The sequence below is a fragment of the Photobacterium sp. GB-56 genome, assembly GCF_003026105.1.
Classification (GTDB): Bacteria; Pseudomonadota; Gammaproteobacteria; order Enterobacterales; family Vibrionaceae; genus Photobacterium.
This window is the reverse complement of record NZ_PYNW01000033.1, coordinates 1-7663: the sequence shown is the minus strand read 5'-3', so window position 1 is coordinate 7663 and position 7663 is coordinate 1. Positions and strand designations below refer to the sequence as shown.

The following is a 7663-nucleotide window of genomic DNA, read 5'->3' as shown; positions in this document are numbered from 1 at the left end:
GTAAAATAGAGGTCCAATCTTCTTGCGTGTTAATACCATATGCTTTAGTGACTCTGACAGGGTAAAATGATGGCATAGCATAAGCCACAGTCCAATCAGGAACTTCATCAGGTACGCGTTCTCTATTTATCATGCTACAACCAGCCAGTAATAGGCAGAGCACCCCTGTTGATATAATATTTTTCATTTACTGTCCTTGTTTAAGGAGCGCTGAATCTAGCTATTTAATTGAGCGCCTCACAGGTTTCTATGAGGCGGTAGGCCAATATTAATGAAGCTGGTCAACAGTAAAATGTTTAGATGTATAAACCTTATTTACCTTGTCCCAAGGGATAGGCGTTAAGGTTGCGTTAGCCTTTTTAGCTCTTTTTTTAACATATTCTGTTGCTTGGAAATATTGTTTCGATGTGATTGAATTATAGTCAGTATCAGGCATGCTAGTTGGCGATAGTTCAGTAACGTACGTATATTTGCCACATCCCTCTAGCCACACTTTCACTTGTCCATTTGGTAGAAAACCAAAATCAAATTGACTTTGATAGCAAGCTCGTTTTATTCCATCTGGTCGAATGTAACTTTGCTTTTTATAGGCCAGCGCTTTCATTTTTGGGGTGACATCTAATTCAGTAATATAGAACTTCGCATCAAAAAGGGATGTCCAGTAAAGCACGACTTTATCGGGTAGATGATTTGTATATTGTACTTGAGAGTAACTAGCTGTTGTAAAAAGATGAAGTGGTAATCCATAACCATCATAGTTGGGTAAATACTCTTTCACACGCTTTAATGCACTTACAGTCATAAATTGACTATGAGTATGCAATATAGAAGTCCAATCTTCTTGCGTGTTTATACCATATGCTTTAGTGACTCTGACAGGGTAAAGTGATGGCATTGTATAACCAACTCTCCAATTTGGAACTTCATCAGGTACGCGTTCTCTATTTATCATGCTACAACCAGCCAGTAATAGGCAGAATACTCCTGTTGATATGATCTTTTTCATTTACTGTCCTTGTGTAATGAATGCTGAATCTAGCTCTTTCATTGAGCGCCTCACAGATTTCTGTGAGGCGATAGGCCAATATTAATGAAGCTGGTCAACAGTAAAATGTTTAGATGTATAAACCTTATTTACCTTGTCCCAAGGGATAGGGGTTAAGGTTGCGTTAGCCTTTTTAGCTCTTTTAAGTACAGCGTTTCTTGTCTGGTTATGATCAGAGTAAGTACTTCCGTTATAGTCCGTTTCGGGTGTGCTCGTTGGTGACAGTTCAGTAACGTACGTATATTTGCCACACCCTTCTAGCCACACTTTCACTTGTCCATTTGGTAGGAAACCAAAATCAAATTGACTTTGATAGCAAGTACGTTTTATTCCATCTGGTCGAATGTAACTTTGCTTTTTATAGGCCAGCGCTTTCATTTTTGGGGTGACATCTAATTCAGTAATATAGAACTTCGCATCAAAAAGGGATGTCCAGTAAAGCACGACTTTATCGGGTAGATGATTTGTATATTGTACTTGAGAGTAACTAGCTGTTGTAAAAAGATGAAGTGGTAATCCATAACCATCATAGTTGGGTAAATACTCTTTCACACGCTTTAATGCACTTACAGTCATAAATTGACTATGAGTATGCAATATAGAAGTCCAATCTTCTTGCGTGTTTATACCATATGCTTTAGTGACTCTGACAGGGTAAAGTGATGGCATTGTATAACCAACTCTCCAATTTGGAACTTCATCAGGTACGCGTTCTCTATTCACCATGCTACAACCAGCCAGTAATAGGCAGAGCATCCCTGTTGATATAATCTTTTTCATTTACTGTCCTTGTGTAATGAATGCTGAATCTAGCTCTTTCATTGAGCGCCTCACAGGTTTTTGTGAGGCGGTAAACCAATATTAATGAAGCTGATCTACAATATAATTCTTTGATGTATATATCTTATTTACCTTATCCCAAGGGATAGGCGTTAAGGTTGCGTTAGCCTTTTTAGCTCTTTTAAGTACAGAGTTTCTTGTCTGGTTATGATCAGAGTAAGTACTTCCGTTATAGTCCGTTTCGGGTGTGCTCGTTGGCGACAGTTCAGTAACGTACGTATATTTGCCACAACCCTTAAGCCATACTTTCACTTGCCCATTTGGCAGGAAACCAAAATCAAATGTCGTTTGGTAGCAAGCTCGTTTTATTCCATCTGGTCGAATGTAACTTTGCTTTTTATAGGCCAGCGCTTTCATTTTTGGGGTGACATCTAATTCAGTAATATAGAACTTCGCATCAAAAAGGGATGTCCAATAGAGCACGACTTTATCGGGTAGATGATTTGTATATTGTACTTGAGAGTAACTAGCTGTTGTAAAAAGATGAAGTGGTAATCCATAACCATCATAGTTGGGTAAATACTCTTTCACACGCTTTAATGCACTTACAGTCATAAATTGACTATGAGTATGCAATATAGAAGTCCAATCTTCTTGCGTGTTTATACCATATGCTTTAGTGACTCTGACAGGGTAAAGTGATGGCATTGTATAACCAACTCTCCAATTTGGAACTTCATCAGGTACGCGTTCTCTATTTATCATGCTACAACCAGCCAGTAATAGGCAGAGCACCCCTGTTGATATAATATTTTTCATTTACTGTCCTTGTTTACATTCGAATATTTGACGCTCATTGTATCTTTGCTCTGTCGGCCTTTTCTGGCCATTTGAGACCAAAAGCCTTTATGATTCGCTGGCGCTTGCGGCGGAATATGCTGAGAATTGTACGGGGTATGTTTCATGGTTATTTTCTATCTTTCTTCGGCGTTAACGATTCCCTGAGTGAGAATACACGCTAAATAGACTGGGCAATAATTGGCCTGATTATAAGATATGACCTCCACAAAAAAGCACGCCGAGATGGGCGTGCTTATTATGCGTTAGGCAGAAGCCGTGTTTGGTGTGGTTGCTATAGAATCAGTGGTAGGGATCGGTATAACTTCACCCAATGGTGGCTCTGAATTTTGCTTCTCAACAATTTTCGTCACTGCTTGTTCAAACGCTTCATCATCCATACTGAACCAAAAGTCTGGCTTTCGATGATGCGCCTTATCATAAGCAACGGTTGCACTGTCTTTATGGCGGAAAGGCTCATTCATTGGAATGTCGGGCAAAGGCTGGCTCACATCCATATAGGCTTGGATCATGTTCCATAAGCGTTTGTATTCATCAAGATCTCTTGAACCATTGATAAAACGGCCAATGGGAACCCCATGTTTATAACCATTATAACGATGAACAAGAAACAGTTGATAATTAATAAAACCCTGTGGGGTTGGCGATGTTGTCAGGTAGCAATCAAACTCAACAAAAGGGTGACTAAATCGCACCTTATTACCGAAACCATACAGTGTGACCATGCCCGTTTCTCGGCTTAATGAAAATAAGGTTTTAATGGGTAATTTTCCATTAAAAAAAGAGAAAGACCACCAAATGAGTAAGGATGGTATCAATACGTATAAAAGAAAAGTCAAAATATCGATTGATGATTGCGATGAAATGTTGGTTACGAGATATATTATCCCCAGAAGAACAAATGCTAACGGCATCATATAGAGAGCAATAAATTTTCCGAATGTCACGGCATAAAAATAGACCAAGCCCCACCATGGGAAAGTGATGTCGTGAATCTCACGCTCACTGTATATATCACTCTCAAATGTCTTAAGCTTTTTCAGTTCAGAGGGGGTACGGGATCGCAGCTCTTTTTCTGGCACATGATGATTATTGCAAGTAAATGGGAAGTGCACACCTTTTCTGGCCATGTTTGACCAAAAGCCTTGCTGATTCCCCGGCGCTTGCGGCGGAATGTGCTGTGAGTTATAAGGATTATGCTTCATGGTTATTTTCTATCTTTCTTCGGCGTTAACGATTCTCAGAGTGAGAATACACGCTTAATAGACTGGGCAATAATTGGCCTGATTATGAGATATGACCTCCACAAAAAAGCACGCCGAGATAGACGTGCTTATTATGCGTTAGGCAGAAGCCGTATTTGGTGTGGTTGCTATAGAATCTGTGGTAGGGATCGGTATAACTTCACCCAATGGTGGCTCTGAATTTTGCTTCTCAACAATTTTCGTCACTGCTTGTTCAAACGCTTCATCATTCATACTGAACCAAAAGTCAGGCTTTCGATGATGCGCCTTGTCATAAGCAACGGTTGCATTGTCTTTATGGCGAAAAGGCTCATTCATTGGAATGTCAGGCAAAGGCTGGCTCACATCCATATAGGCTTGGATCATGTTCCATAAGCGTTTGTATTCATCAAGATCTCTTGAGCCATTAATAAAACGGCCAATGGGAACCCCATGTTTGTAACCATTATAACGATGAACAAGAAACAGTTGATAATTAATAAAACCTTGTGGGGTTGGCGATGTTGTCAGGTAGCAATCAAACTCAACAAAAGGGTGACTAAATCGCACCTTATTACCGAAACCATACAGTGTGACCATGCCCGTTTCACGGCTTAATGAAAATAAGGTTTTAATGGGTAATTTTCCATTAAAAAAAGAGAAAGACCACCAAATGAGTAAGGATGGGATCAATATGTATAAAAGAAAAATCAAAATATCGATTGATGATTGCGATGAAATGTTGGTTACGAGATATATTATCCCCAGAAGAACAAATGCTAACGGCATCATATAGAGAGCAATAACTTTCGCAAAAGTCACGGCATAAAAATAGACCAAGCCCCACCATGGCAATGTGATGTCTCTAATTTGACGTTCGTTGTAGCCGCCTTCAGATGGGTCTAACGTTCTAAGCTCAGAGGGTTTACGGGATCGCAACACTTTACTTGACACATGATGATTATTGCAAGTAAATGGGAAGTGCACACCTTTTCTGGCCATTTGAGACCAAAAGCCTTGCTGATTCCCCGGCGCTTGCGGCGGAATATGCTGTGAGTTGTAAGGATTATGCTTCATGGTTATTTTCTATCTTTCTTCGGCGTTAACGATTCTCAGAGTGAGAATACACGCTAAATAGACTGGGCAATAATTGGCCTGATTGATGATGAGATATGACCTCCACAAAAAAGCACGCCGAGATGGGCGTGCTTATTATGCGTTAGGCAGAAGCCGTGTTTGGTGTGGTTGCTATAGAATCTGTGGTAGGGAACGGTATAACCTCACCCAATGGTGGCTCTGAATTTTGCCTCTCAACAATTTTCGTCACAGCTTGTTCAAACGCATCATCATCCATACTGAACCAAAAATCTGGCTTTCGATGATGCGCCTTATCATAAGCAACGGTTGCATTGTCTTTATGGCGAAAAGGCTCATTCATTGGAATGTCGGGCAAAGGCTGGCTCACATCCATATAGGCTTGGATCATGTTCCATAAGCGCTTGTATTCATCAAGATCTCTTGAACCATTGATAAAACGGCCAATGGGAACCCCATGTTTATAACCATTATAACGATGAACAAGAAACAGTTGATAATTAATAAAACCTTGTGGGGTTGGCGATGTTGTCAGGTAGCAATCAAACTCAACAAAAGGGTGACTAAATCGCACCTTATTACCGAAGCCATGTAGTGTGACCATACCCGTTTCTCGGCTTAATGAAAATAAGGTTTTAATGGGTAACTTTCCATTAAAAAAAGAGAAAGACCACCAAATGAGTAGACACACCACTGATATAAAGATTAACCCAAGATATGCTGTATTTAGTTCACTTTGTGGGGCTTTAGTAAAAATATTCACCATACCAAAAACCAAAAAAGCTAACGGCATAAAATAGATTGCAATAACTTTCGCAAAAGTCACGGCATAAAAATAGGCCAAGCCCCACCATGGGAAAGTGATGTCGTGAATTTCACGCTCACTGTATATATCACTCTCAAATGTCTTAAGCTTTTTCAGTTCAGAGGGGGTACGGGATCGCAGCTCTTTTTCTGGAACATGATGATTATTGCAAGTAAATGGGAAGTGCACACCTTTTCTGGCCATTTGAGACCAAAAGCCTTGCTGATTCCCCGACGCTTGCGGCGGAATGTGCTGTGAATTGTACGGGGTATGTTTCATGGTTATCCTTTTCATTTTATAGGTTATCAGCCCATTCTTTTTGTTGTTGAGTAAAGTCAGCACGGGGAGGTCCAATATTGTTCAAACGTATTGCATTTTTATCTAAAGAAGGAAGTGGAAATACCGTACCTTTATGTGTTATTCGCGCTTTCGCTAAAACAGCGACTTCTATTGTTTCTCTGACATTTTTTGTCTGGCGAGTATCTTCCGTCGTTTTTATACAAAAAACATAACTATTACCTAAACTCATTCCTCCTAGGGAGGAGAGGGGCTGCTGGCTGGAATACTGATCACTCAACTGATTATTCCCATCAATTAATACCTTTGTAAGCTTTTGGCATGCTTTCACAGTGATATTCTTCTGATTTAATGAGATGGGTAAATTCGACTGAATATGAATATAATGTGTTGTAGGCATTGTATTCAAACGTTGTGATACTTTATCACTTAATTGTAACTGCACTTTATCTTTTGGATAAACAGTGATTTTAATGCCAATAATTTCGTTCAACCATGTAAGATATGCAAGCTCAGGGTCGTCCTTTAATGATGCATACTCTCCATTAAAACGATCTTCCTCCTCTGCAAAAGGACCATTGGCGAGCCATTCTTGCATTGAGTTATCTTTTAGCCATAAGTAGCAAAGCCCACCAGTAAGGGAGATTGCAATGGCTAACCACCCCCAAGGTCCGACTAAAACAGACGGCGTTTTAATCCTGTTCTTTCCTAATATTCTGCTTGTTCTGCAAACAGTTTTTGTGCTTTTTCTACCCACTTCTCACTGCATTGATTTTTAAAATACATATTACAATAGCGGCTATCTGGTGAAAAAAATAGAGCGGCATAGGGGTTGCCTAACTCTGCTGCTTCAATCAACATTTTTCCGGCCTTCGGAGTATCATATATACTCGAACCGTAGGTAATGGTGGCTAACCAATACATCGCTTCTGGATTTTTTTTATCGGCTAAAGGTTGAAGTGCTTTTTCAGCTTCTCCCCATAACTTACGCTGTATATTAAGTACCCCTTCAAAAAGCGGGTCACCTGGCTGATAGATACTCGCTATATCAATAGAAGGGTTGATACTTGATATCGGATTTTCTGATAAAAATTGTTCAAATACAGCAATATCGGCTTGTTGAGGTGTTGTTGCTTTTGAGCAACCGGTTAAGGCTATCGAAGAGAGAGTTAAAAGAAGGGTAGTAATTATTACTTTCATGCATTTAAGGCCTTAATTTAGCTGACTAAGAAGCTAATAGATTTAATGTTGAATAGTACACCTAAAAACAATTGGGCAATAATTTGCTTTAATATTGATTAAAAAAGCGCTTCCTTTTTATTTAGGAAGCGCTCAAAAATTAAAAAATAATTAACCTTCAGGTACGTGAGCCCCATCAATATAAATCACTCTTTTTACCGAATCTGCTTTTTCTTGTGCTTTATTATTTGCAACAATCAAAGCTTCTTTTTCTTTAGGTGGATGAGTAAAGCTTATTGCAAAGTCATCACCATTAAAAAGTTCAGTTGCTTTTGCTGCAATATATTTCTCTTTTTCAGATAAAGAGTCATCTTCAATACT

General features: G+C 39.4%; 9 protein-coding genes and 1 pseudogene. All 10 read right to left on the bottom strand.

All coding sequences use genetic code 11. The features are described 5' to 3' along the window. Positions 1–187 (bottom strand): annotated as a pseudogene (locus tag C9J42_RS21015) (DUF2931 family protein); the annotation flags it as partial. A gap of 81 nt (positions 188–268) precedes the next feature. Beyond that, positions 269–1006, bottom strand: coding sequence for a DUF2931 family protein (locus C9J42_RS21010; protein ID WP_107208786.1), 738 nt, complete (start codon positions 1004–1006; stop codon positions 269–271). 81 nt (positions 1007–1087) lie between these two features. After that, positions 1088–1825, bottom strand: a complete 738-nt coding sequence (locus C9J42_RS21005) for a DUF2931 family protein (RefSeq protein WP_107302289.1) — start codon at positions 1823–1825, stop codon at positions 1088–1090. Positions 1826–1906: 81 nt separating this feature from the next. Beyond that, on the bottom strand, positions 1907–2644 hold the full coding sequence (locus C9J42_RS21000) for a DUF2931 family protein (RefSeq protein ID WP_107208784.1): 738 nt from the start codon (positions 2642–2644) through the stop codon (positions 1907–1909). A 284-nt stretch (positions 2645–2928) separates the two neighbouring features. Beyond that, entirely contained in the window at positions 2929–3888 is a 960-nt protein-coding gene (locus C9J42_RS20995) for a hypothetical protein (RefSeq protein WP_107206449.1), read from the bottom strand. 138 nt (positions 3889–4026) lie between these two features. Then, positions 4027–4983 (bottom strand): hypothetical protein, encoded by a 957-nt coding sequence (locus C9J42_RS20990; protein ID WP_107206450.1) that lies wholly within the window; start codon positions 4981–4983, stop codon positions 4027–4029. Between the two features lie 142 nt (positions 4984–5125). Then, positions 5126–6085, bottom strand: a complete 960-nt coding sequence (locus C9J42_RS20985) for a hypothetical protein (protein ID WP_107206451.1) — start codon at positions 6083–6085, stop codon at positions 5126–5128. A gap of 16 nt (positions 6086–6101) precedes the next feature. Further along, positions 6102–6701: a hypothetical protein gene (locus C9J42_RS20980; protein WP_107206452.1), complete on the bottom strand. Its 600-nt coding sequence runs from the start codon at positions 6699–6701 to the stop codon at positions 6102–6104. 110 nt (positions 6702–6811) lie between these two features. Then, complete coding sequence (locus tag C9J42_RS20975; protein ID WP_107262343.1) at positions 6812–7303, bottom strand: hypothetical protein; 492 nt, start codon at positions 7301–7303, stop codon at positions 6812–6814. Positions 7304–7453: 150 nt separating this feature from the next. Beyond that, positions 7454–7663: hypothetical protein (locus C9J42_RS21555; RefSeq protein ID WP_158259498.1), on the bottom strand; the 210-nt coding region annotated here is incomplete at its 5' end.

Excerpts from the sequence above, each read along its gene's own strand:
- C9J42_RS20975 (WP_107262343.1), bottom strand. The coding sequence starts at position 7,303 with ATGAAAGTAATAATTACTACCCTTCTTTTAACTCTCTCTTCGATAGCC.
- C9J42_RS20990 (WP_107206450.1), bottom strand. The coding sequence starts at position 4,983 with ATGAAGCATAATCCTTACAACTCACAGCATATTCCGCCGCAAGCGCCG.
- C9J42_RS20995 (WP_107206449.1), bottom strand. The coding sequence starts at position 3,888 with ATGAAGCATAATCCTTATAACTCACAGCACATTCCGCCGCAAGCGCCG.
- C9J42_RS20980 (WP_107206452.1), bottom strand. The coding sequence starts at position 6,701 with ATGCAAGAATGGCTCGCCAATGGTCCTTTTGCAGAGGAGGAAGATCGT.
- C9J42_RS21005 (WP_107302289.1), bottom strand. The coding sequence starts at position 1,825 with ATGAAAAAGATTATATCAACAGGGATGCTCTGCCTATTACTGGCTGGT.
- C9J42_RS20985 (WP_107206451.1), bottom strand. The coding sequence starts at position 6,085 with ATGAAACATACCCCGTACAATTCACAGCACATTCCGCCGCAAGCGTCG.
- C9J42_RS21010 (WP_107208786.1), bottom strand. The coding sequence starts at position 1,006 with ATGAAAAAGATCATATCAACAGGAGTATTCTGCCTATTACTGGCTGGT.
- C9J42_RS21000 (WP_107208784.1), bottom strand. The coding sequence starts at position 2,644 with ATGAAAAATATTATATCAACAGGGGTGCTCTGCCTATTACTGGCTGGT.